A 23,761-nucleotide genomic window follows, 5' to 3' on the forward strand; every position below is an offset into this window, starting at 1 on the left:
TTAATATTTAGAGGCTTTTTTTGTGTTTTTTTGACGTAAATTGATGTTGCTTTCAACTAATTCTAAATTTATAATAGAAAATACACGCAACCTTTTTATACATTATGCATCTATTGTATGATACTGCAGTTAGGGTTTTCACCCCGTCAACTGTTTTATATATAACAGCAAATCAAAACTCTATGAACTCAATTAAAAGATTACTCAATCCTATTGCATTTTTATCAGTATTTGCCTTAGTTATTATTTCTTGTGATAAAGATGATAGTCCTACAACTCCACAAGAACAAAATCAAGATCATAATGCAGCTGCTTTTGCTGAAAATTTTGGTAATGACATCTTAAGAACCTTCTTAGGAACTGTTGTGGATACCAATGATAATCCTATAGACAATGCGATGATTAGCATTGGAAATAAAACTGCTATAACAGATAGCAATGGTGTGTTTATTATTGAAGATGCTCCTGTGAACCAACGCTTTGGATATGTGAAAGCTGAAAAGGCTGGCTTTATTCATGCATCGAGAGCAGTTGTACCAAGTAATGGCACAAATAAAGTACGTATTATGATGCTAGCTGAAACTATTGCTGGCTCGACGTCTAGCGGAACACAAGAAACCATTGCTTTAGCAAATGGTGCTTCTGTTGCTTTGGAAGGTGCCTACATTAAAGCCGATGGCTCTAGTTACTCTGGAAATGTGAATGTAATTATGCATCACTTAGATCCTGCAGATGATAATATGAGAGACCAAATGCCTGGTATGTTATATGCTGCAAATGCTCAAAATGAAGAACGTATGTTGCAAACCTTTGGAATGCTTGCTGTAGAATTAAGAGGTTCTGCTGGTGAAGACCTAAATATTGCTGAAGGTTCTACGGCAGAAATTAGAATGCCATTAGATGCTAGTTTAATGAGTAATGCTCCAGCGACAATTCCGTTATGGTATTTTGATGAAGTGAATGGTTACTGGATTGAAGATGGTCAAGCGACTTTAGTTGGTAGCGAATATGTAGGAACGGTTTCTCATTTTTCGTTTTGGACCTGTTCTGTTTATCAAATTGAACATTCAATTCTAACGATATATATTGAAGACGAAAATCAAAATCCACTAGAAAATATAAAAGTTAGTTTAGAAAGTGGAAATTTAGGTCTTTCCTCTAGTTACACTAATGAAAATGGAATGGTTTCAGGTTTTATTCCTTCAAACCAATCTATTGACATGAATATCTTTAGTAGTTTTAACTGTGAAGGTAATTCAATTTATTATGAGTCTATAGGTCCATTTTCTACTAACACTACACTAAATATAACTGCCCCAAATAATCCAAATTCTGTAACTGAAGAATTAGCAGGTTCCTTCAATACATGTAATGGCAATAGCATTGAAAATGGTTATGTTTTTATTACACATAGTGGTAAAATTTTCACTAGCACAATTCAGAATGGAAACTTTAACACTAGTATACTAAGATGTACTAATAATGATGTGTTCAAAATTGAAGCTATTGACTATAATTCATTTAATACCACTGGTGAAATTTACTATGCATTCACTTCGCCATCTACTTATCTTGGGAACTTAAGTTCTTGTAATGATATTGACGAATTTGTAAGCTTTAAATTAGGTGACGACATCGCATTTATTCCGCATGGAGATAGCTTTTGGATTGATTACAGTTCTAGCTGGGACGAATTGAGTTTTAATTCTGGAGGACTTAATGATGACGGGTTTGCATTTAGTTTAAAAATTAGAAATGCATCTGGAGAAGACTATCATCCTAGTAATGAAACTCTAGGAGGATTTGTTGTTGAAGGTATAAATGATACCTATAGTAATGGTAACTTTTATATTTCATCTGTTCCTTTCGAACTTGAGTCTTACGTTTCAACTTACGGAAATCTTGGCGAATATGTTGATGTTACATTCTCTGGAAACTATACATCTCCTGAAGGAACGATATATCCAATACATGGTATAATTCATGGTAAACGTGACCAATAATCTAATTATCATAAATCAAAATCTTTACGTATTTTAAACAATACAACAGATAGGAATACCAACGTTTCAACTGTTTTATATATAACAACAAATCAAAACTCTATGAACTCAATTAAAAGATTACTCAAACCTATTGCACTTTTATCAGTATTTGCCTTAGTTATTATTTCTTGTGATAAAGATGATAGTCCTACAACTCCACAAGAACAAAATCAAGATCATAATGCAGCTGCTTTTGCTGAAAATTTTGGTAATGACATCTTAAGAACCTTCTTAGGAACTGTTGTGGATACCAATGATAATCCTATAGACAATGCGATGATTAGCATTGGAAATAAAACTGCTATAACAGATAGCAATGGTGTGTTTATTATTGAAGATGCTCCTGTGAACCAACGCTTTGGATATGTGAAAGCTGAAAAGGCTGGCTTTATTCATGCATCGAGAGCAGTTGTACCAAGTAATGGCACAAATAAAGTACGTATTATGATGCTAGCTGAAACTATTGCTGGCTCGACGTCTAGCGGAACACAAGAAACCATTGCTTTAGCAAATGGTGCTTCTGTTGCTTTGGAAGGTGCCTACATTAAAGCCGATGGCTCTAGTTACTCTGGAAATGTGAATGTAATTATGCATCACTTAGATCCTGCAGATGATAATATGAGAGACCAAATGCCTGGTATGTTATATGCTGCAAATGCTCAAAATGAAGAACGTATGTTGCAAACCTTTGGAATGCTTGCTGTTGAATTAAGAGGTTCTGCTGGTGAAGACTTAAATATTGCTGAAGGGTCTTCGGCAGAAATTAGAATGCCTTTAGATGCTAGTTTAATGAGTAATGCTCCAGCGACAATTCCGTTATGGTATTTTGATGAAGTGAATGGTTACTGGATTGAAGATGGTCAAGCCACTTTAGTTGGTACTGAATATGTTGGAACGGTTTCTCATTTTTCATTTTGGAATTGTGATATACCTGCGGAATATGTTGATTTCTGCGTTACTGTATTAAATAGTGATGGAAACCCAGTTGCTAATACGCAAGTTAACCTGACAAGCACTAATTATGGTACTGGTTATGGCTATACCAATGAAAATGGTGTAGATTGTGGTAAAATTCCTAGTGGTGAAACACTAGAACTCAATGTTTACAACTATGATGTGTGTAGTCAAAGTCCGATATACACTGAAACCGTTGGACCTTTTAATGCAGATTCTAACATCTCAGTCACAATACCTGATAATCCAAATATTATTTCTGAAACCGTAACTGGTCTATTTAATGATTGTGATGGAAACCCAGTTACTAATGGTTATGTCGATTTAAAATACGGAGAACAACATTTCTCTGACCTTGTTACAGATGGTGAATTTGAAATTAATTTGATTCGTTGTAATGCAGATGACACGTTTAGAATAAAAGCGTTCGATTATATCAATATTCAGGAAACGGACTCTTTATATTACACGTTTACGACACCTTTAACTAATTTGGGTTCTATACAATCTTGTAATACTGTTGAAGAATTTATCACTTACCAAGTTGATGACCAACCAGTAGTAACTTATAGTTTTAATGTCTATGGCGGACTTGACGGTAATTATTTGACTGTAAATTATAATTCTAATAATCAAGAAAATTGGTTTAATTTATACATCGATAGTTTTAATGGTCCAAATACATATACAAATAGTTATCTAAATTTTTATGATGATAATTTTAGCATGGTACTAGAAAATTATTTTGTAGGGACAACTAATGTCACCACTTTTGGAGATGTTGGAGACTATATAGACATCAATTTCTCTGGATTAATTTTAGATGAGAATAGTGCTGATGAGACACCAATTTCTGGATCTATACATGTTTTAAGAGACTACTAAATATAGAATGATACATAAAAAAGCCTTCTCAGTTGAGAAGGCTTTATTTTATCGTTATGGTTCATAAATTATCGCCTACCTCTTCCCATTCTGTTATCACGGAATTCTTTCATTTTGGTAATTAGAGTTGCTTGATATTCGTCTTTCGTTATTTCTTTTCCCTTATCTGGCGCTTCAATTACTAATGCTTCTGTCGGATTTAAAATCAACTTAGAACATAACATTGTTGTGTCGCCTGCACTCACCTCTAATATTAATCCTGGAAGTCCCCAAAATTCTGATGGTCCATGACCTACAGGTATTTGTGGTGCATACCAAGCTTCAACTTGGGTCATCGGAATCTCTGGCTGTTCGGCTTCTCCTTCTACTATTTCAGTAGAATTACCACTTCTAAGTTTAGCCCAAGAAAATGAATACCAAGTTAACTCATCTGTAGGAATCGATGCTGTTGCTTTAAAGCAGGTATAATTTCCTATTTGTTTCGTTTCGGTACCCATTATCCATTTGATGGGTTGCAATTTATCTTTAACCAAAAATCGCTTACCATAGAACTCTTGATCTTGAATTTGGGTATTGGTTTTTACATTTTTGTATTGGTCTCCTGCAGCGAAATTTTTGCCCCAAGAATCAGTTGCACCAGACATAGCATCTAATTTATCACCTTCTTTAAAAAAAGATTCTTCTTTATTAAAGTTTAGTACATAGGTTTTTTCTAATCTGTTTTTTAGATTCGCCATGACTTGTTTCTTTTGAGCTTCACTAAGTCGTTTGCCCCAATTACCCAAATCCATTGTTGATTTAGAAATGTAAGTCGCTTGTCCTTGAAAGTCTTGTGCATTAAGATTTATACTCATCAAAAGCACCAATGTTAAAAGACCCAATTTTATGGTTAGTGTTCTCATAATATGATAATTGTCTATTTTTTGTTTAACAAATTTAATAAATAGTTAAACAATACTTGTGTCTTTATCATAAAATTAACACGAACGATAATCTAAGGGTTGGTTAGAAAGCGAAAAATCTTCATTATGAGAAGACTTTTTGTAATGCGTTAAGGATGGAGGCTTTGTTGGAGCTCTTTATATTTTAGATAAGATTCCGCATCGCAGTGCGTAATCTTATCTAAAATATACAAGCGACTGCCGAGAGCCTGCAGTTTTGACTTTTTCGGTTAAAACTGAACGCCCAAATTCTACAAGGTATAAATCACTCTAAAGGTGACAAATCTTGGCTGAATAAAGGTTGCAGAATTAAATACTGAAATATTTCCAGCACTATTGTTTACTCTAGAATCGATATCTAATAAGTTAGTGGCTTTCACTTCATATTCCCATTTTGCATCTTTATCTTTCCTGTACGCTAAACTCGCATCCCAAGTTTGAAATGATTGTGAAGGTCTAATACCATCATCTTGCGTAGTATAGGCATAATCTGTTCTAAAGGTGAACGATTTCGCGATGTAAGCATCTATCTCTATGGATGGCGAATTTGTAATAAACTTAGTTGACGTTGATCCTTGATCATTATTAGTAATAGAATAGTCATATTTAAGTCGCACATTTGGTGCTTCTCTAAAGTTGGTACGCAACTCAGGTGAATAGGTTTGGGAAAAACTTTCACTTACGGTTTGACGGCCTTGCACAAATTGATTTCGTTTAGAATAAGAGAAACGTGCTCCCATTCGTGCTCTAATCTTTTTAAAAGTACGCTCAAATCGACCAAATACATTGGCAGATTCGTCTGCAAAGTTTGAGTTAAAATATGAGTTCGTTCTAATCACGTTGTCAAAATCTGTTGTACTTCTAATTTGATCAATATTCTTACTGTAATTAGCAAATGCAAATACATTGGTATAGTTAAATAAATTAAAACTGAAATATCTCAAACTCAAATTATGTGACAGTGAATTTTGCAGTTCAGGATTACCATAACTAATATTACTAAAGCTGTTTAAAACCAATCCTTCGGCCAGACTTGTGACATCTGTAAATGAATTGCTCATCGTATAACTAAACGTTAAACTTTCACTCTTTTTAAATTGAATGAGTGTTTCAAATTCTGGTAATACTCTAAAGAAATTATCTTTGTATTCTGTACCAAATTGTGTGTTTTTGTTCCCATAAGAATGTACAGAAAATCCTGGAGTAATGGTGAATTTTCCAGTTTTCACTCTATAACGAAACCCTAAATACACATCACTAAAATTGTATTCTGTTTCATTTTCGTTTCTCAATAGATTGCCTTCATCATCTGTTAAAGTAGCAACTGGATTAAAAGGCGAACCGTTATCTAAAAATTGAAAAATATTAGAATTGAATTTTTGATTGCTTAAAATTGTCCCTAACGTTAGATTGATATTACTCTTGTTATTTAAGATATAATAATAATCTAACTTCGCATCTAGCTGATTAGATTTGATACGTCTTTCTTGGTTTAAGTTATATCCAAATTGATCTCTATTAAATCCTAAGGCCTCCGCAGTACTATCAAAAGCATCTTCGTCTGGCAACATATCTTGTGGATCAAAACCATTGTCATTATTGGTTGGATCATTTACCAACATAGCATTGTAAAACGGATCTTCGTCTTTAATTAAATGCTGTGCTTCGAGCGCAAATATATTCTTCTCGTCTAATGTGTAGTAATAATTTAAATTTTGATTGATACTAAATGGAGTTACGTCTTCTAACTGATTTGTAGAACCAATTACAGATGAAAATTGATTTTGTCGTTCTGAGTCACTAGAAAGTCGTCCTAAAAGATCATAATCTAATTGATTATTAAAATTAGGCTTGTACGATGCACTTAACTTTGCAATACCTTGATTAGATGCTTCTCTTCCGGTTTGAACTGTTTCTTCGTTTGGAATTCCTAAATCAGCATCTATATATCTCACAAAACTTTCTTCACGAGTTCGTAAACGACTGCTATTGTAGATTAAAAATCCGCTCAGGTCTAAGGCTTTATTTGGAGAGTAACTAAAATTTCCTGCTCCTAATTTTGTTTCAATCTCTTGCGCGTTACCAAGATTAGTTAATCCTCCAAGTCCGTTATCTCCTAAATTAATACTTGTTCCACTACTTTGACTAGGACGTCTAAATCCGCCACCAAAATTTCTTATGTCGCGATTAGTAAGAGCAACTTCGCCAATATTATTCATATCACCTATGACATTGACACTGTATTTCGGACTATAATAAAAGAGTTTGGGTTGCACTAAATATAATTCTTTATCTGGAGCAGTTCCAACTCCAACGGTCACATCACCAAACCAGAAATTTTCCTTTCCTTCTTTAAGTTTGATGTTTATAGCAACATTATCTTGGTTATTTTGAACACCTCTCAATTGACCAACTTCTGAATAATTACGTAAGACCTGAATTTTATCGACTGCATTTGACGGAATATTTTTAGTTGCTAATTTTGAATCACCATCAAAAAAATCTTTTCCATTAACCATTAATTTATTGACGACTTTACCTTCAACTTCTATTTGTCCGTCGTCATTAATCTCAACACCAGGTAATTTCTTGAGAACGTCTTCAAGTTTTCGTTCGGAACCATCTTTAAAAGAATCGGCGTTATAGACCAAGGTATCTCCTTTTATAGTGACTGGCATTTCGTAAGTTAATTCTACTGCATCAAGAGCGTTATCAAATTCAAGTATATAATCTTTAGTAATGTTATCTTCTTTAGTCGAAATCTCTTCAGAAAGTGACTTCATACCAATATAACTCACTTGTACAGTGTACGTTGTGTTCTTTTCTAGATCAAGCTTAAATCGTCCTTTATCATTTGAAATGGCATATGAAGCCATCGCTTTAGTTTCTTTATTAATAGCTATGATATTTGCTAATTCAAGAGGTGTTCCAATACTATCTTTAACGACACCTTGAATTGTAATTTGTGCACTAGTTATGCTCGTCACAAAAAGTAACGTTAGAAGGAAAACATTTTTCATTTGATTGATTTTTGTTTCATTAGTGTTTTTCATTTTGAAAAACTGAAACTTTAATTATTGATTATTTTTTAATTTCGACGACCTCTTCCTCGTCCGCCATACATTTGCCTCATCTCTTCAATCTTCTTTTTCATAATCGCATTGTAAGCTTCACGCGTTACAATCTCGCCTTTATCAGGTCTACTGATAGCTTCTTTTTCTTGAGGATTCATGACAATTTTAGTACACAACATAACGGTTCTATCTGCTTGAACTTCTAAAATCAAACCTGGAAGTCCATGATATTCTCCTGGACCATTACTTACAGGAATTTGTGGTGTATACCAAGCTGTTACTATGACAAACTTAGGTACTTCAAGTTCATCTAAAGGATTGTCTAATTCCGTTTTCGTGGTATCTGCTGTTTCTTCGCCTTCTTTCTTTTCATCATCCTTTTTGTCATCATTATTTCTACCACGTCTTCGCATGCTCATAAAATCCATCTCATCAACAGATTTGGTTGTAGTTGCTTTAAAGCAGGTATATTGACCTATTTTTTTTGTTTCGCTACCTAATTTCCATTCTAATTTTGGCAGAGAATCTTGAACTAAAAACTGCTTCCCAAAAAATTCTTGCTCTTGCAAAATAACATCCTCTTTTATGCTTTTAAATTGAGGACCTCCAGTAAAACTACTCATCATACCTCTCCAAGGACTACTTCCAGAGCCAGGAGCATCTAATTTTTCTTCTTCTTTGTAGGTAGACTCACTGCGATTAAAATTGAGTACGTACGTTTTTTCTAACATACTTTTCATACGTTCAGCAATTTGTTTTTTTTGCTGATCACTCATTTGACCACCACCAAAACTACTCATATCTACTGTAGTTTTTGTTTGATAAATGGCTTGTCCTTGAAAGTCTTGTGCTGATCCTTTTAGGCTTAATAAAAGTATAAATGCGATGCAAAATGTAATGGTTAACTGTTTCATTATTTTGTAGTCTTTGTCTTAAAAAAGTAAAATTAACTCTTTCTATTCTAAGTTAGACTTCAAAAACAATAAATAGTTGTATTCCAAAAGGTTAAACTTTTATTAAATTAAAACAGATTAACCTCCAATTCTAATTTCTACGCTTTCACCATCTCTGCCTCTATTGTTAGATCTAAAACGTTCTTCCATTTCTTTCATCTTTTTTTCCATGATTTTGTCATAAGCCTCTTGAGATATTTCTTTCCCATTATCTGGCTCTACAATTTTAGAAGCACTTTTAGGATTGAGCACAATTTTACTACAAATCACGGTTTCTGTACCATCGTTAACTTCTAAAATTAATCCAGGCAATCCATGATAATTTCCTGGCCCAACACTTACTGGAATTTGAGGTGTATACCAGGCAGTAATTGTAATTTCCTTCATTTTTGGTTCCTGATCAGCAGTGCTTAAATCTTTATCGTCATTAAAACTAATTGCACTTTCAACATCTTCTACTTCGCGAGTTGTTGTTGCTTTAAAGCAGGTATAATCTCCTATGTTTTTGGTTTCCGATCCTAAGGTCCATTCGATGTCATTTAAATCATCTTTTATTAAAAATAGCTTACTAAACGATTCATTTTGGTTGACGAACCGTTTCTCTTTTATGTTTTTATAAAGCACATCCGAACCACCAGACATTACCATGACCACATTCATTCCTTGTGGCTGTGGTGCTGCCAAAGCTTCTTCTTCTTTATAAATTGATTCCTCCTTATTGAAATTTAAAATATAGGTTTTCTCAAATTGCTTTTTAAGCATTTCCATCATTTGGTCTGCCATTCCAGAAGCCATTTGGGTACTATCTAATTTAATATCGATTTTACGTTTTGATTTGTAAGTTGCTTCACCTTGAAAATCTTGTGAAGAAACTTGCATCGCAATTAATAAGGTAATACTTACGGCTATAATTTTTATTAGTGAATTCATAGTTATTGATTGTTTTTATAATATTTAATTGCTGCTTTTCTCATTTTCTTAATATGTTTTAAAAACCCATTGACATCCTTAGAGTTACCATTAACTTTATATGACAATTTGCTTTTTTCTCCATTAGACATTAAATCACCATTACATATAATTTCAAAAGACATATTTTCGACATTTATAGATTCGTTTAACAACGCTTTAATGTCCTTAATTTTAAATGTAGATTCAAGGTCTTGAGCTGAATCGACCGTTACAGAAACACTAAGATCACTTACTTTTAAATTGCTCTCTGTGGTTTTTGACTCATTAATTTCAGTTTGACCAAAACTAATTGTTACTAAAAGTAGCATTACGATTTTAAATCCTGTTTTCATATAAATTGGTTTTTAATTATTACATCACAAATATAAAACTCTCCATAAGCACATTTAGTTAACCAGTGTTAACGTGTGTTAACCGATTAGCTTTTATGTGTTTTAACATTTACATTTGAATTATGAATGATTCTAAATTCAGATACATATTATATATAATCATCATTGTAATTTTATCTACAATAGCAATTCAAGCGTATTGGAATTATAAAAATTACCTATCTCACAAGCAACAACTTATTAATGAAGTACAAATAAGTTTAGACAAAGCTGTTGACGATTATTATGCTAATTTGGCAGAACGTACAACCCTAGGTATATTTCTTGAAGGTGATCAACGAAAGGATGCTTTTTCGGAAGGCAGCGAACTTGATAAGTTATTAAAAAGTATAGATGAATCTGAACAAGAATTTAAGAATCTTGATTCTTTAGAGATCAGTTCAATTGAAGGTGTAACGATATTAAAAGGTTTTAAAGCAGATTCTATGATGGAGATTCAAAATGAATTAATCCATAAATCGATGAGTTCAGATTCTTTTAAAATTAAGGCGGAACACCTAAAACAAAAGCATGATAGCATTAAATTTACCGATTTAAAACTATTAACCTCAAAAGTAGTTATCTCAATAAGCAATGATTCGCTAAATTTAAAAGAAGTAGATCGCTTATTACATATTGAATTAGAACGTAAAAACATTGCCCTAGAAAGTCAACTTAAATTTTATGATTCCGAAATGAATATTGAGTTGTCTAATAGATTAGATACTGTGCTTATTCAAGATAAAGATGCACAACCCGATCTCATTTTAAGCACCACCTCTAAATCTACATTTTTGCCTAAAGGAAGTGTTTTACAATTAAATTTCTCGGATAACACATCACTCGTTTTAAAACGTATCTTAGGAGGCATCCTCATTTCTACACTTTTAGTATTAGCTGTTATTAGTTGCTTATTTTATTTATTAAAAATCATAAAACATCAAAAGCAATTATCTGAAGTTAAAAATGATTTAATCAGCAATATAACACACGAGTTTAAAACACCAATAGCAACCATTGGCGTGGCTTTAGAAAGCATTAAGAATTTTAATGCCATTGATGACAAAGAGAAAACCAAATCTTATTTAGATATGTCTAGTACACAATTATCAAAACTAAATATGATGGTTGAAAAACTCCTAGAAACCGCAACCTTAGACAGTGAAAATTTAGAATTGAATAGAGATCGTTACAATATTTCAGAAATTATTACCACTGTTGTTGAAAAACACAAGATGCAAAATGATAAAACTGTCCATTATGATATCGACGACAACGTTTTTGTAAATCTCGATGTGTTTCATTTTGAAAATGCCATCAATAATATTATTGATAATGCCTTCAAATATGGAGGCGATCAAATTGAAGTTCAACTCAAAAGCAAATCAGCTCAGGTAGAAATCGATATTTCTGATAATGGCACTTCAATTTCAAAAGGGAATAAAGAGCGTGTATTCGAAAAATTTTACCGTATTCCAAAAGGCAACACGCATGATATAAAAGGGTTTGGAATAGGATTGTATTACACTAAAAAGATTATTGAAAAGCACAACGGAACAATTCAAATTCTATTAGACAAACATAAAACCACATTTAAAATCGTCTTACCTTATGCATAAAACAACCATTTTATTGGCTGAAGACGAGCCAGCGTTAGGACAAATAATTAAAGAAAGTTTAGAAACCAGAGACTTTCATGTGTTGTTATGTGATGATGGCGAAAAAGCATTAGAGACCTATCAAACTAAACATCCTGAGTTACTTGTTTTAGATGTCATGATGCCTAAAAAAGATGGTTTCACATTAGCTAAAGACATTAGAGCCATTGACGACACGATTCCTATAATTTTTTTAACTGCAAAATCACAAACTCAAGATGTTGTAGAAGGATTTACAATTGGAGGCAACGATTACCTGAAGAAGCCTTTTAGTATGGAAGAACTCATTGTAAGAATTAACAATTTACTCAATAGAACTAAAGTTCAAAAAAATTCTGAAATACTCCAATTAGGCGATTATTCGTTTGATTTCCCAAAGCAGACCTTACAATTTCAAAATGATGAGCACAAACAACTCACACACCGAGAAGCTCATTTATTATTTCATTTAGTAAAAAATAAAAATACGGTTTTAGATCGTTCATTAATACTAAATAAACTTTGGGGAAGTGATGATTTTTTTAACGCAAGAAGTATGGATGTCTTTATCACCAAACTTCGTAAAAAGCTAAGTCAAGACAATTCTATTCAAATTTTAAACGTTAGAGGTTTTGGGTATAAATTAATCTGCTAAAAGTGGTTTGATTTTTGTACTTTTCAAATCACAATGCGAAACCTATTATACATCTGCCTTTTTATTTCAGCAACAATACATAGTCAAGAATCTGTTGATGTTGCTCTTATAAATTCTACTGATCTAAACGTAGACCAAATTGTTTCCATTGATAATTTTGAAACCTTTTACTACCTAAAAGATAATACCATTTACAAGCAAAATAAAAATGGTACTTCTATAAATTATAGTAATTACCAGTTAGGAGAAATTACAACCGCAAACACATTCAATCCCTTAAAGATTAATGTGTTTTACCAAGATTTCAATATGGTAGTCATTCTAGATAATCGCTTAGCAGAAATTTTCAAAATTGATTTCAATACCATTCAGCCTTATAAAAACATTTCACATGTTTCTACTGGATTTGACAATACACTTTGGATGTTTAATGTTGATTTTCAGCAATTAGAACTCTACGATTACAAAACCAATAAAACACGGTTTTCAGCAGTTCCAGTGCAATCTTTGGTCTTAGATTTAGAAAGTGATTTTAACTATTGCTGGTTACTTACCGAAAACTATTTGTATCAATATAATTATTTTGGAAGTATGATTTCTAAAATTGAAAATACTGGTTTTACTGAAATATCTAAAAGCAATGGTCATTTAATTTTAAAGAAAGAAAACACATTATACTTTAAACACAAGAAAAAAGAAGACATTACACCTATCAATCTTCCAAAATTGTTAATAAATCAGTTTTTATTGACCAATGAAACCTTGTATATTTACGATCTTGAAAAACTCCATAAATACCAACTAAAAATCAATTAAATATGCATGTTGCAGTCGCAGGAAATATAGGTGCTGGTAAAACGACACTCACAAAATTACTCGCTAAACATTACAAATGGGAACCTCAACTGGAAGATGTTGTGGATAATCCGTATCTCGATGATTTTTACAACCAGATGGAACGTTGGAGTTTTAATCTACAAGTATATTTCTTGAATAGTAGATTTCGTCAAGTGGCTCAAATTCGTAAAAGTGGTAAAGACATCATACAAGATCGAACCATTTATGAAGATGCACATATTTTCGCACCAAATTTGCACGCTATGGGTTTAATGACCAATCGCGATTATGAAAATTACCGTTCGCTTTTTGACCTGATGGAATCCTTTGTTGAAGGTCCAGATTTATTAATTTATTTACGTAGTTCTATTCAAAACTTGGTCGCTCAAATTCACAAAAGAGGTCGTGATTATGAAAACACAATCAGCATTGATTATTTAAGCAGATTGAACGAACGTTATGAAGCTTGGATTCATGGTTATGACAAAGGCAATTTATTAATTATTGATGTTGATCCACTTGATTTTGTTGCTAACCCTGAAGATTTAGGAGGTATTATCAATAAAATTGATGCACAAATTAACGGATTGTTTTAGGGTGTTACCAACCTACGCTTGTCTTCCTCATAGCATTGGATACGAATGCTAAAATAGCTTCGGTCGGTCAGGCTTTACTCATGGATTCTATTGTGTGTATTTTGAATTCGTGAATATAAATATTTAAGCAGTCGCTCTCTTTGAGGAGCTCCAACAAAGCTTCAATCCTTAACACAAAGCATATCCTATTTAATAAAGTTGTTTTCTCTAGCGTGTTCTATCGCTTCAGAACTACTATTTACAAGCAAAACAGGAATTTGAACATAATCTTTAAATAACGATTTAACACGTTGCATTTTCTTTTTATGTTTTACACTACGCAAATAAATTGCTGCAACTTGAGAAGGAAACGCATTAGCAACATCGATATAAATATCGGCATCATGCTCACCACTATCACCAATTAATATAAACTGTAACTTTGGATAGGTTTTTAGGATATTTACAATTTCGATATGCTTTTGAGGTTGATCTCCAGATTTTTTTCTGAAAATATCCTTAAAACTTCTAAGTAATATTGGACCTTTAGGAAAGGTGTTCTGTTTTAAAAAGAATTCGAGGTATCGATACAAGTTCCAAGGACTATGACTCACATAAAAAATAGGATTAGCATTGTCTCCTGAAACACCTCGATGTAATTTATGGTAAAATTCCGCAGCACCTTCTAAGGGAATTCGGCTAGTAGCACTTTTAAAAATACTATTCAGCAATACTTTCCACTTTAAAGTAGAGACCACTCCAGTATGAATTATAGTATCATCTATATCACTTATCACTCCGTAATCAGCATTCGTACATGGAATCAATAATTCTCCTGGAAAACGATTATCATTTTGAATGCTTCGTTTAATATTGACATCATCAAAGGCAGCTTCAAAATTAAGCCAGCCTTCGGCATTAGCCAACGCCATTAATTCATCAACCTGTTCATCAATCTTAAAGTAACCATGATCATCTGTCGTTGTTTTTAAAATGGTTTGATTTGGCAAGGTAATTTTGAGTTCAGTATGTTTGATCTCATCGGTTTCAAAACGTTTCCATGAATTGATTAATAATCCGAACAAGCCTTTTTGCTCTAAGTTTATAGTTTCATCCTCTAATGCACGTCCACGCATATAAAAATGTGTATCAGTACCATAACTTTGAAAGATTACAATTTGTAAAGGATCTTTTTTGAACCAGTTCATTTAAAGCAATTAGAATTTAAAAACTAAAAATAATAAAAAAGCCACGATTAACGTGGCTTTTCCTATTTATGTATGGTGAACTATTGTTTAGTTACTTCCATTTTTTTAATCACTTTTTCAACTTCAACTTTCACATTATCAGTTTTAGCTGTTGTTTTTTCAAATGCATCTAATTGCGCATCAACTTCAGCTTGTGTCCCTTCAAAAGTTTCTTTTTTAGTAACTTCCACTCCATTTTCAACAGTTGTGTAAGTAATGGTTGCTTGCGCTAAATCTTTAGAAGAATCAATAGTTTGTTCTATTTCCATTTCGTTTCCAGTTAGAACCGTTTCGGTAGAATGTCCACCTAAAATTGGTGCAATCACTAAACCGATCAAACACGTTAATTTAATTAAGATGTTCATTGAAGGTCCAGAGGTATCTTTAAATGGATCACCAACAGTATCACCAGTTACAGCAGCTTTGTGAGCTTCAGAACCTTTAAAAGTCATTTCACCATTAATCTCAACTCCAGCTTCAAAAGATTTCTTAGCGTTATCCCAAGCACCTCCAGCATTGTTTTGGAAGATAGCCCATAAAACACCTGATACTGTAACACCAGCCATATAACCACCTAACATTTCAGCTATAGCTAAATTATCCATACCAAATAACATTGGTACAAACGCAATAACTAAAGGAAAACCAATAGTTAATAAACCTGGTAACATCATTTCTTTTAAAGACGCTTTAGTAGAAATAGCAACACATTTATCATATTCTGGTTTCCCAGTTCCTTCCATAATTCCAGGAATATCTCTAAACTGACGACGTACTTCTTCTACCATTTCCATGGCAGCTTTACCAACAGCGTTCATTGCTAATGCAGAGAACACTACAGGCACCATTCCTCCAACAAATAGCATTGCTAAAACAGGTGCTTTAAAGATGTTAATTCCGTCAATACCAGTAAAGGTTACATACGCAGCAAATAATGCTAAAGACGTTAATGCCGCAGAAGCAATAGCAAATCCTTTTCCTGTTGCAGCTGTTGTATTACCAACTGAATCTAATATATCTGTACGCTCTCTAACGATTGGTTCTTGCTCGCTCATTTCGGCAATACCACCAGCATTATCAGAAATTGGTCCGAAAGCATCAATCGCTAACTGCATTGCAGTAGTTGCCATCATAGCAGAAGCTGCTAAAGCAACACCATAAAATCCAGCAAAGGCATACGATGCCCAAATTGCACCAGCAAATAATAGTACTGAAGGGAAAGTAGAAATCATACCAGTAGCTAAACCAGCAATAATGTTAGTTCCTGCTCCAGTAGAAGATTGTTGCACAATATTTAAAATTGGTTTTTTACCTAATCCTGTATAGTATTCAGTAACTGAAGAAATAACTGCACCTACGAATAAACCAACTAAGGTTGCGTAAAATACACGCATTGAAGAAATTTCTTGTAAACCTTCTCCGAAGAAATTCATTTTCATTGTTTCAGGTAACATCCAAGTTACTAATCCAAAACAAGATACAGCTACTAAAATAATAGAAGTCCAGTTTCCTATGTTTAAAGCTCCCATAACTTGGGCTTCTTTAGCATCGTTACTTTTTATTTTAACCAACATCGTTCCAATGATAGAAATAATAATTCCTGCACCAGCAATTGCCATTGGTAATAAGATTGGACCAATACCTCCAAAAAGATCATCAATTGATCCACCCATATCTTTAATCACATAGTTACCAAGAACCATGGCCGCTAATACAGTTGCAACATAAGATCCAAATAAATCGGCTCCCATACCAGCAACATCACCTACATTATCACCAACATTATCTGCAATTGTAGCAGGATTACGAGGATCATCTTCAGGAATTCCTGCTTCAACTTTACCAACTAAATCGGCTCCAACATCTGCAGCTTTAGTATAAATACCTCCACCTACTCTTGCGAATAATGCGATAGATTCAGCTCCAAGTGAGAAACCTGCTAAGGTTTCTAAAACGATGGTCATGTCTCCTGTTGAAGTCCAAACCCCATCCATAAAAAAGTTAAAGAATATAATAAAAAAGGCTGTTAAACCTAAGACTGCTAAACCAGCAACTCCAAGACCCATAACTGTTCCACCACCAAAAGAGATTTTAAGTGCGTTTGGTAAACTTGTTCTAGCAGCTTGTGTTGTTCTCACATTAGTTTTTGTTGCTATTTTCATTCCTATATTTCCAGCGTAAGCAGAAAACACAGCTCCAAAAACAAAAGCAATTACAATTAACCAGTGTGTTGTTGGTACTATAAAAGATACAGCTGTTAATGCAACTGCTACGATTACTACAAAAACAGCTAGCAATCGATATTCGGCATTTAAGAATGCAAGAGCTCCTTCGTAGATGTGATCTGAAATTTCTTTCATTTTACCATCTCCAGCGTCTTGTTTCATTACCCAAGATTTCTTTACAAGCATGTAAATTAATCCTAAAAGCGCCAAAGCAATTGGCATGTAAATCATTAGTGATTCCATATTTTAATTTTATTTGATTTATTAATTAGCTGGGCAAAAGTAGTGAAAACCATTAAAACTAAAAAACCCTTTTGTTTAATTACAAAAGGGCCTTCTCTTTATAGTTACTTATGAGCTATATAGTAAAGTCACCATTTGTTTTATGGATGCTGTTTTCGTATCTATCAATACATTTATTAAGAATATCATAAGCTTCTTCAGCATTTCCCCAACCACCTACATCAACTTTCTTCTTTTCTAAGTCCTTATATACTTGAAAAAAGTGTGTTATTTCTTTTATTCTATGCGGATTCAAATCTTCAATATCAGTGTATGTATTCCAAATAGGATCGGTTACTGGAACACAAATTAATTTTTCATCTGGTCCTTTTTCGTCTGCCATATGAAAAACACCAATAGGCTTTACTTCCATCACACACATTGGAAATGTAGGCTCTGTTCCCATGACTAACACATCTAAAGGATCACCATCTAAAGCTAAAGTTTCTGGAATAAACCCATAATCTCCCGGATACATCATTGAGGAGAACAACATACGATCGAAACGTATTTTATTCAATTCAAAATCGTACTCATATTTATTACGACTTCCTTTTGGGATTTCTATTAATACATCAAAGGTTAATTTTCCTGCTGGTGTCATATCTTTTTAATTCTAATTTCGGGCTGCAAAGATAATGTATTGTTTGGGTTGGGCAATTAAATACCAAATCATTTGAATATTTATACAAGACAATATAATTCTGTCAATTCATTTTATAGTTTAAAACTTTATATTGGTAATGAAATTTTGTAATGTAGGTCAATTTATTAGCCAATTAAATTATAACTACTCCCTCAAGTTTATATTTTTTTACTAATTATATTTTAATTTGAAATCATGGACATTCAAACCAGAAAACTTCTTCCAAACGAATCGAATGCTTATCGAGAAATAAGACTCGAATGCTTAAAAAAATATCCAAATAATTTCACTTCAAATTATCAGGAGGAGAAAGCAAAAACCAAACTATTTTTTCAACCTTTTATTGAAGAATCTAACAACAATAATTTTGTAATTGGGGCTTTTCACAACAGCAGTTTAGTTGGAATTTCAGGTTTTAAAAGGCATGACAACAAAAAAACTGAACACAGAGGACTAATCATTCAAGTTTATGTCCAGCCAGAATATCACGGAAAACATATAGGTTTACTTCTTATAAAGTCTACTTTAAAGGAAGCTTTCAAAATAAATGGAATTGAACAAATAGAAATTGATGTTATAGCGTCCAACCACAACGCTGAAAGCATTTATAAAAAAGCAGGTTTTGAAGCCTATGGTATCCAAAAGAATTTTTTAAAAATTGAGAACAGTTACTACGACCATAAAATGATGATGATTTTCAAGACTTCTTTCAATGAATGAAAGTGAAAGTTGATATAACAAAGTATTAGAAATAAAAACCAAAACTTCCTGTAACACCAAAACGTCTAGCATCAGGAGTATCTAGATAGTTTCCTCTAAAATTGAAATCGATTCTGAGCACTTTAAAAATATTAGCAACACCAAAACTGTACTCATAATAAATACGATTATTTGGAGCTATTAAAGGAAATTCAATTGCACTTCCAGTTGTGCTTAACGCAATATTTTCATCTGATAAATCTCCCCAGACACCTCTGAGTCCAAGTACAAACCTTAAGTTATATTGCTTTAAAAACGGAATTCTCGAAAATAAGCGTCCATTGAAATTATGTTCAATATGCATTGATGAATACGTGTCGGTCACGAACTCATAAAAATCAAGTTGTGGGAAGGTATTGTAAATCGAAAAATACGTTTGGTTTCCCGGCACAACACTCAATAACCCTAAAGGTACTTCACCAAATGTTTTACCAGCTTCTAAGGAAGTTGTTAAGCGACCAAAACCTCCAACTTGCCAAGGTTGTATGTATGAAAACTGAACTTTAGTATAATCAAAGTCACTATTAAACCATTCACGATCACCTCGACTAATTTGAGCAAACAATCGCGCAAAATTGTCGTTTTTAAACTTACGTTCTACTCCGTAACCTGTCATTTGGCGTTTTGGATAATAGCCTAATGATAATCGGCTTTCAAATTGCTTTATTTCGGATGAAATTCCTGTAGTAGATTCTGCATCATTATAGTCTAAACTAAAGGTTGGTGATGCCGAACGTAAGGTTCTAAAACTGCCATCTAAACGTACTTCAAAATTACGAGATGGCTCGATAGACATTCCTAAATTGGTTAAGCTAATATTTGTTAATTTATCATTCGCACCTGTTCCTATTACAGAAGACGATGCTAAGCTGCGGCCTAATACATCAGTAGAACTCGTTAAACTCGCTCCAATTTGTTCTACATCTCTTCTATTACCACCAAATACAGTTAACCTACTTCGTTTGTCTAATAACCATTTACCAGAAATGCCATATTTGAATTTATCATCTCTAAAGCCATACGCTATAAAACCTTCCAATCGCCATAAATCATTAGGCCCAAAATAGGTTCGTCCACCAGTTCTTAAACGTAATCCTTCAACATCATTAAATCCAAATGTGGAAAAAATTGGTCCGTAATCAAAATTAATACTAGGAAATTCGACATAACCAGAAGCAAGGATACTTCCAATATTATAAAGGCGCTTAAATTTCTTTACCGTTTTAAGCGTATCTAACATTTTGTAAACCCCTTTTTCGTCTTTATTAAGCGACTCTAAACGATTCTGTTCCCAAAAATCATCATTACGATTGTAAATGTCTTCATCGAAAAAATACACTTTTTCATCATAAAACGGCTCGCCTTTAGGTTCGTCAAATACATAATTTTCGTAAAGTGTTGTACGTTTTCCGTAAACACCACGTGATTTTTCCTTTTTGTTTAAAGCGAAATCAGACAACATATAATCGCGCTTAATTAAGAATACAGAGTCATTTAAAACTTCAAACTCTTGCTCGATATATATTTCTTTTACCCAGTTAATATTTGCGCTTTTAGAAGCTTGCAAATTGATATCTTTAATAGCATAGGTAGAATCGTTTACCCAAAAATCACCTTTAAATGTCAATTCGTTTTTACGACGTGGATAGTAGATAATGTTGTAACACCATTTATTATCAATAAATGCACTATCTGAAAGCACATAATTATAGGTTTGAATCCCAGTACGTGATAAGGGACTCACAAAACTTTTATCGAAGAACTTTAGATAATTATCATACACATTGAAATCGGCATATAAGTCATCAATAAAATCAATAATCACTTGATTATTACTAAAACCAGAGTTTTTATTTCCTTTAAGATCTTCTTTTTCTTTATTTAATTCATTATCACCATAAACAGTACTTACTGCTTCATTTAGAAAAATTGGCAAATAGGTTTTACCTGTAACACTAGATGTATCAACTTCTTCAAAAACAAACTCCATTCCTCTAAATAGCTTACTTTTTATTAATGCGCTATCGATGGTATTGAGATCAAATTCTACTTTTTCGTATTTATCGTATTGGTATTGTTTAAACCGATTTAATCCATTTTGACGTTTGCGTTCCCATATTTTCTTCAAGATTCTAATGGCAGGATTTTCAGACGCTTTTTTGGATTGTTTTCCTGATACAATAACAACTTCATCAAGTGCAGCAGCTTCTTCTTTTAAAACAAACCTTAAATCGTAGTTTACTTTTTTATCTAGTAGTATCTCTTTGATTTCGTAACCCAAGAATGAAATTACAACGGTATTCCAGGTGTTCTCAGATTCTAAATAAAAGCGTCCATCTTCATTGGTAATAGTGCCTTCTGTAGAACCTTTAAAAAGGACATTTGCAAACGCTACAGGTTGATCATTTTCATCAAAAACATAACCACTAACTTTGGTTTGTGAGAATCCGAAAAGTATTCCGAAGAAAAAAAATAAAAGAAGTAGTTTAAAGTTCATAGGCAAAAACTTCATCAACAATCATGCAAAGATGTGTTAATGAAGCTTATTAACGTAAAAAATTACGATTTATTAGATGGATATAAAAACCATTACGCATTTAAATACATAACTTTTTTGACAGCTTTAATAACCTCGTCTTTATTTGGCAACCATTGCTCAAGTAAAACTGGAGAGTATGGAGCAGGTGTATCTGCCGTATTTATTTTTACAACCGGAGCATCTAGGTAATCAAATGCTTCGGATTGGACAAGATATGTGATTTCTGTTGAAACGTTTCCGAATGGCCAAGCTTCTTCTAAAATTACTAAACGATTGGTTTTCTTAACTGAAGTTAAAATGGCATCTCTATCTAAAGGACGGACTGTTCTCAAATCAATAATTTCACAAGAAATTCCTTCTTTTTCCAATTCGTCTGCTGCTTTGTAAGCTTCTTTTATAATTTTACCAAAAGACACGATAGTCACATCTGTTCCTTCACGTTTGATATCTGCAACACCCAACGGAATTGTATATTCACCTTCAGGAACTTCACCTTTATCACCATACATTTGCTCACTTTCCATAAAAATTACAGGATCGTCATCGCGAATTGCCGATTTCAATAAACCTTTAGCATCATAAACATTTGAAGGCACAACTACTTTTAAACCAGGTGTATTTGCAAACCAGCTTTCAAAAGCCTGAGAGTGTGTTGCAGCCAACTGACCAGCAGAAGCTGTTGGACCACGAAACACTATTGGACATTTAAATTGTCCACCAGACATTTGTCTGATTTTAGCCGCATTATTTATAATTTGATCAATTCCAACCAAAGAGAAGTTAAAGGTCATGTATTCTACAATTGGACGATTTCCCGTCATTGTTGAACCAATAGCGATTCCTGCAAAGCCAAGTTCAGCAATTGGTGTATCAATTACACGCTTTGCACCAAACTCATCTAACATACCTTTTGAAGCTTTATAAGCGCCATTATATTCTGCAACTTCTTCACCCATTAAATAAACGCTTTCATCTCTGCGCATTTCTTCACTCATGGCTTCACAAATGGCTTCTCTAAATTGAATTGTCTTCATGTATCAGTTTTTTAATCGAATAGCAAAAGTAATAATTATTGATAATAAATCTATATAAATTTATAGCTGAAAACGTATTCAAAACTTAACTACGCCTCATATAAATATAATTTTAAGTGATTCAATTCAAAAAAAGAGGCCTTTAGAATTTATTTTCAACACAAAAGTTTGAATAATTGATGATATTCAATAGTATATCTGAGAAATCCGTAAACAAATAGCACAAACTTCAAATTTTATTGAATTTTACTATGCATGCATAGTAAAATTCAAATTATTATAATTATCTTCGTGCTCTAGAAAAAATATACACTCAAAATAAATAATTTCGATATGAAAATATTAGTATGTATTAGTCATGTTCCTGATACGACTTCAAAGATTAATTTCACTGAAAACGACACGAAATTTGACACAAATGGTGTTCAATTTGTGATTAATCCAAATGACGAGTTTGGTTTAACTCGTGCCATGTGGTTTAAAGAAAAACAAGGCGCTAACGTTACTGTTGTTAATGTTGGTGGACCAGAAACTGAGCCTACACTTCGTAAGGCTTTAGCTATTGGTGCAGATGCAGCAATTAGAGTAAATACAGAAGCAAAAGATGGTTTCCAAGTCGCTAAAGAATTAGCAAATGTTGTCAATGAAGGTGGATACGATTTAGTCATTGCTGGTCGTGAATCTATTGATTACAATGGCGGCATGGTTCCAGGAATGCTAGCTGCACTTACCAATGCAAATTTTGTAACTAACTGCATTAGTTTAGAAGTTGATGGTACAAATGCCACAGCAATACGTGAAATTGATGGTGGAAAAGAAACGGTCTCTACAAGTTTACCTTTAGTGGTTGGAGGACAAAAAGGGTTGGTTGAAGAAAGTGACCTTCGTATTCCAAACATGAGAGGAATTATGATGGCTCGTCAAAAACCATTGTCTGTTGTTGAGCCGACAAATGCTGCAGCAGAAACATCAACTGTAAAGTTTGAGAAACCTGCTCCAAAAGGGGCTGTAACCCTAGTTGCTGCAGACAATATTGATGAGTTAATCAATTTACTTCACAACGAAGCTAAAGCGATTTAAGGATTGACTAAATCATCCCAAAATTGATTTGGGATCTTTTAGAAATTAAC

General features: G+C 33.1%; 18 protein-coding genes. 8 read left to right on the forward strand and 10 right to left on the reverse strand.

Annotation, left to right across the window (positions count from 1 at the left end; all coding sequences use genetic code 11):
• Window positions 1-182: 182 nt before the first annotated feature.
• The gene (locus VOI25_RS07395) at window positions 183-2,003 is read left to right on the forward strand and encodes a carboxypeptidase-like regulatory domain-containing protein (RefSeq protein WP_323788418.1); all 1,821 of its coding nucleotides are present in this window, start codon (window positions 183-185) and stop codon (window positions 2,001-2,003) included.
• A gap of 102 nt (window positions 2,004-2,105) precedes the next feature.
• A complete protein-coding gene (locus VOI25_RS07400) occupies window positions 2,106-3,884 on the forward strand; it encodes a carboxypeptidase-like regulatory domain-containing protein (RefSeq protein WP_323788419.1) in 1,779 nt (592 codons plus the stop codon).
• 68 nt (window positions 3,885-3,952) lie between these two features.
• Here VOI25_RS07400 and VOI25_RS07405 read toward each other — a convergent pair whose 3' ends face one another.
• The 5 genes from VOI25_RS07405 to VOI25_RS07425 all read right to left on the reverse strand — a co-directional run bounded on the left by VOI25_RS07405 (window position 3,953) and on the right by VOI25_RS07425 (window position 10,156).
• Window positions 3,953-4,786 (reverse strand): GLPGLI family protein, encoded by an 834-nt coding sequence (locus VOI25_RS07405; RefSeq protein WP_323788420.1) that lies wholly within the window; start codon window positions 4,784-4,786, stop codon window positions 3,953-3,955.
• 290 nt (window positions 4,787-5,076) lie between these two features.
• Window positions 5,077-7,845 (reverse strand): carboxypeptidase regulatory-like domain-containing protein, encoded by a 2,769-nt coding sequence (locus VOI25_RS07410; RefSeq protein ID WP_323788421.1) that lies wholly within the window; start codon window positions 7,843-7,845, stop codon window positions 5,077-5,079.
• A 68-nt stretch (window positions 7,846-7,913) separates the two neighbouring features.
• Window positions 7,914-8,813 carry a GLPGLI family protein gene (locus VOI25_RS07415; RefSeq protein WP_323788422.1) on the reverse strand — a complete coding sequence of 300 codons (900 nt, stop codon included), beginning with the start codon at window positions 8,811-8,813 and terminating at the stop codon, window positions 7,914-7,916.
• 117 nt (window positions 8,814-8,930) lie between these two features.
• Window positions 8,931-9,782, reverse strand: a complete 852-nt coding sequence (locus VOI25_RS07420; protein ID WP_323788423.1) for a GLPGLI family protein — start codon at window positions 9,780-9,782, stop codon at window positions 8,931-8,933.
• A 2-nt stretch (window positions 9,783-9,784) separates the two neighbouring features.
• The gene (locus tag VOI25_RS07425; RefSeq protein WP_323788424.1) at window positions 9,785-10,156 is read right to left on the reverse strand and encodes a hypothetical protein; all 372 of its coding nucleotides are present in this window, start codon (window positions 10,154-10,156) and stop codon (window positions 9,785-9,787) included.
• Window positions 10,157-10,278: 122 nt separating this feature from the next.
• Here VOI25_RS07425 and VOI25_RS07430 point away from each other — a divergent pair, with 122 nt between their 5' ends.
• The 4 genes from VOI25_RS07430 to VOI25_RS07445 are packed head-to-tail and all read left to right on the forward strand — an operon-like array spanning window position 10,279 to window position 13,920.
• Window positions 10,279-11,814, forward strand: coding sequence for a sensor histidine kinase (locus VOI25_RS07430; RefSeq protein ID WP_323788425.1), 1,536 nt, complete (start codon window positions 10,279-10,281; stop codon window positions 11,812-11,814).
• Entirely contained in the window at window positions 11,807-12,487 is a 681-nt protein-coding gene (locus VOI25_RS07435) for a response regulator transcription factor (protein ID WP_323788426.1), read from the forward strand. The genes VOI25_RS07430 and VOI25_RS07435 overlap by 8 nt, the downstream gene beginning before the upstream one ends.
• Before the next feature lie 33 nt (window positions 12,488-12,520).
• Window positions 12,521-13,303, forward strand: coding sequence for a hypothetical protein (locus tag VOI25_RS07440; protein ID WP_323788427.1), 783 nt, complete (start codon window positions 12,521-12,523; stop codon window positions 13,301-13,303).
• Window positions 13,304-13,305: 2 nt separating this feature from the next.
• Window positions 13,306-13,920, forward strand: a complete 615-nt coding sequence (locus VOI25_RS07445) for a deoxynucleoside kinase (protein WP_323788428.1) — start codon at window positions 13,306-13,308, stop codon at window positions 13,918-13,920.
• Window positions 13,921-14,105: 185 nt separating this feature from the next.
• Here VOI25_RS07445 and VOI25_RS07450 read toward each other — a convergent pair whose 3' ends face one another.
• The 3 genes from VOI25_RS07450 to VOI25_RS07460 form a co-directional block, all read right to left on the reverse strand.
• Entirely contained in the window at window positions 14,106-15,107 is a 1,002-nt protein-coding gene (locus VOI25_RS07450; RefSeq protein ID WP_323788429.1) for an App1 family protein, read from the reverse strand.
• 80 nt (window positions 15,108-15,187) lie between these two features.
• Window positions 15,188-17,614, reverse strand: a complete 2,427-nt coding sequence (locus VOI25_RS07455; RefSeq protein WP_323788430.1) for a sodium-translocating pyrophosphatase — start codon at window positions 17,612-17,614, stop codon at window positions 15,188-15,190.
• A 115-nt stretch (window positions 17,615-17,729) separates the two neighbouring features.
• Window positions 17,730-18,257 (reverse strand): inorganic diphosphatase, encoded by a 528-nt coding sequence (locus VOI25_RS07460; protein ID WP_323788431.1) that lies wholly within the window; start codon window positions 18,255-18,257, stop codon window positions 17,730-17,732.
• A 237-nt stretch (window positions 18,258-18,494) separates the two neighbouring features.
• Between VOI25_RS07460 and VOI25_RS07465 the strand changes: the two genes are divergently transcribed.
• On the forward strand, window positions 18,495-19,019 hold the full coding sequence (locus VOI25_RS07465) for a GNAT family protein (protein WP_323788432.1): 525 nt from the start codon (window positions 18,495-18,497) through the stop codon (window positions 19,017-19,019).
• 25 nt (window positions 19,020-19,044) lie between these two features.
• On the opposite strand, the gene VOI25_RS07470 is transcribed toward VOI25_RS07465, so the two are convergent.
• Window positions 19,045-21,555: a DUF5686 and carboxypeptidase-like regulatory domain-containing protein gene (locus VOI25_RS07470; RefSeq protein ID WP_323788433.1), complete on the reverse strand. Its 2,511-nt coding sequence runs from the start codon at window positions 21,553-21,555 to the stop codon at window positions 19,045-19,047.
• A 92-nt stretch (window positions 21,556-21,647) separates the two neighbouring features.
• A complete protein-coding gene (locus tag VOI25_RS07475) occupies window positions 21,648-22,631 on the reverse strand; it encodes a pyruvate dehydrogenase complex E1 component subunit beta (RefSeq protein ID WP_323788434.1) in 984 nt (327 codons plus the stop codon).
• Window positions 22,632-22,964: 333 nt separating this feature from the next.
• Between VOI25_RS07475 and VOI25_RS07480 the strand changes: the two genes are divergently transcribed.
• Window positions 22,965-23,711 (forward strand): electron transfer flavoprotein subunit beta/FixA family protein, encoded by a 747-nt coding sequence (locus VOI25_RS07480; protein WP_323788435.1) that lies wholly within the window; start codon window positions 22,965-22,967, stop codon window positions 23,709-23,711.
• Window positions 23,712-23,761: the final 50 nt, after the last annotated feature.

Source organism: Psychroserpens sp. (genome assembly GCF_034670085.1).
Classification (GTDB): Bacteria; Bacteroidota; Bacteroidia; order Flavobacteriales; family Flavobacteriaceae; genus Psychroserpens.

Coding starts and splice junctions, on each gene's coding strand:
- VOI25_RS07455 (WP_323788430.1), bottom strand. CDS start 17,614: ATGGAATCACTAATGATTTACATGCCAATTGCTTTGGCGCTTTTAGGA.
- VOI25_RS07415 (WP_323788422.1), bottom strand. CDS start 8,813: ATGAAACAGTTAACCATTACATTTTGCATCGCATTTATACTTTTATTA.
- VOI25_RS07410 (WP_323788421.1), bottom strand. CDS start 7,845: ATGAAAAATGTTTTCCTTCTAACGTTACTTTTTGTGACGAGCATAACT.
- VOI25_RS07395 (WP_323788418.1), top strand. CDS start 183: ATGAACTCAATTAAAAGATTACTCAATCCTATTGCATTTTTATCAGTA.
- VOI25_RS07435 (WP_323788426.1), top strand. CDS start 11,807: ATGCATAAAACAACCATTTTATTGGCTGAAGACGAGCCAGCGTTAGGA.
- VOI25_RS07475 (WP_323788434.1), bottom strand. CDS start 22,631: ATGAAGACAATTCAATTTAGAGAAGCCATTTGTGAAGCCATGAGTGAA.
- VOI25_RS07425 (WP_323788424.1), bottom strand. CDS start 10,156: ATGAAAACAGGATTTAAAATCGTAATGCTACTTTTAGTAACAATTAGT.
- VOI25_RS07405 (WP_323788420.1), bottom strand. CDS start 4,786: ATGAGAACACTAACCATAAAATTGGGTCTTTTAACATTGGTGCTTTTG.
- VOI25_RS07460 (WP_323788431.1), bottom strand. CDS start 18,257: ATGACACCAGCAGGAAAATTAACCTTTGATGTATTAATAGAAATCCCA.
- VOI25_RS07465 (WP_323788432.1), top strand. CDS start 18,495: ATGGACATTCAAACCAGAAAACTTCTTCCAAACGAATCGAATGCTTAT.
- VOI25_RS07430 (WP_323788425.1), top strand. CDS start 10,279: ATGAATGATTCTAAATTCAGATACATATTATATATAATCATCATTGTA.
- VOI25_RS07470 (WP_323788433.1), bottom strand. CDS start 21,555: ATGAACTTTAAACTACTTCTTTTATTTTTTTTCTTCGGAATACTTTTC.
- VOI25_RS07450 (WP_323788429.1), bottom strand. CDS start 15,107: ATGAACTGGTTCAAAAAAGATCCTTTACAAATTGTAATCTTTCAAAGT.
- VOI25_RS07480 (WP_323788435.1), top strand. CDS start 22,965: ATGAAAATATTAGTATGTATTAGTCATGTTCCTGATACGACTTCAAAG.
- VOI25_RS07420 (WP_323788423.1), bottom strand. CDS start 9,782: ATGAATTCACTAATAAAAATTATAGCCGTAAGTATTACCTTATTAATT.
- VOI25_RS07440 (WP_323788427.1), top strand. CDS start 12,521: ATGCGAAACCTATTATACATCTGCCTTTTTATTTCAGCAACAATACAT.
- VOI25_RS07400 (WP_323788419.1), top strand. CDS start 2,106: ATGAACTCAATTAAAAGATTACTCAAACCTATTGCACTTTTATCAGTA.
- VOI25_RS07445 (WP_323788428.1), top strand. CDS start 13,306: ATGCATGTTGCAGTCGCAGGAAATATAGGTGCTGGTAAAACGACACTC.